The organism is Candidatus Cloacimonas sp., assembly GCA_035403355.1.
Classification (GTDB): Bacteria; Cloacimonadota; Cloacimonadia; order Cloacimonadales; family Cloacimonadaceae; genus Cloacimonas.
Genome location: DAONFA010000056.1, coordinates 4,927 through 6,202, shown reverse-complemented (window position 1 = coordinate 6,202; position 1,276 = coordinate 4,927). Strand labels below are relative to the sequence as shown.

Genomic DNA, 1,276 nt, shown 5'->3' with positions numbered 1-1,276 from the left:
CGCCGATTCGGCGCTACAGCGAGCGCCGGTACATCCCCACCGGTACAACAAAACCCCCTAAATTAAGCTCCAAGTTTTTTTCTCTTTTTCTCTTTGTAAAAAAATCTATTCCGCTATCTCTCTCTTTCCATCTCGCCATTTCGCCATCTCGCCATCTCGCGAGACAAGTTTCTTGACAATAAGCCCTCTTTTTCAAAAAAGGAATATATGCTTACATAGGAATTGTTAAATGAAAATAGCAACATCACCCCAAGTGCTTTATTACCACATTGTAGCGGATAAATTTCCCGATATTTATCCCCATGGTATCAGTGTATCTAATTTTTTTAAGCAACTGAAGCAATTACAACGGCAGGGATATAGCATCAGGTCTTTAACCGAAATTTTATCTGCACCCGGGCGTTTTAGCGGAAAAGACCTGGCTTTAACCTTTGACGACGGTTTTGCCGTTAATTATCCTGTTTTGATGTATCTTGCCAAAGAGTATAATCTGAAGCCGACTCTCTTTTTAATCGGCAAATGTATTGATAACCAGGAAATTGCCTGGAATCATAAACTGCTTTTGATGCCCCATTACTGTCCTGCTGAAAAAATCTCAGCTGTAATAGACAAATATGTTCCGGGGGCAAATCTCAAAACATTCTTTTCCCGCATAACGATGAAAACCAAAGATGAAATTATCAACGCTGTCTGGAAGGAAGTTATGCCATTTTCCGAAAGCGCTTATCTGAAAAAATTTAAGCCCTATCTCTCCTATAACCAGCTTTCAAGTTTACATAAGGCAGGAGTGGAATTTGGTCTTCACAGTTGGTCTCATCCTGATTTTTCCCGTTTAACTTACCTGGAAGCATACACCGAGCTTGATTTATGCCTGCAAAAAATGGAAGAGCTATCCCTTCCTTGTAAACGCTTTTTTGCCTATCCTTACGGCAGACCCGCCAGTGATGAAATAGAAACGAAACTAATCAAAAATATGCGTCTTACCGCCACTTTTGGAATAAGCTATAAAATTGGTGATAATCGCTTTCCTTATAGCCGGTGGCAACGAACTAATATGGAAGGCAGGAAATTAACTAATCGGGAACAATTTTTAATTATGCCCTGGCTGCGGTCAATTAAAGCACTCAGGTATAATTTCCAATGAAGGGGGACAAATTTTTTTCATTGACAATTTTTTTGAGTATAGCCAAAATGTTTTAATCGTCATTATCTTTACACAGTGTATTTAAAATTAAGAAGTTAGAGGTTGTGTATGAATAATATCCCTACCCTGTGG

1 protein-coding gene is annotated in these 1,276 nt (G+C 39.1%); it reads left to right on the top strand.

The window, feature by feature from the left end; translation table 11 throughout:
• Window positions 1–229 precede the first annotated feature (229 nt).
• Complete coding sequence (locus PLE33_09050; GenBank protein HPS61388.1) at window positions 230–1,144, top strand: polysaccharide deacetylase family protein; 915 nt, start codon at window positions 230–232, stop codon at window positions 1,142–1,144.
• Window positions 1,145–1,276: the final 132 nt, after the last annotated feature.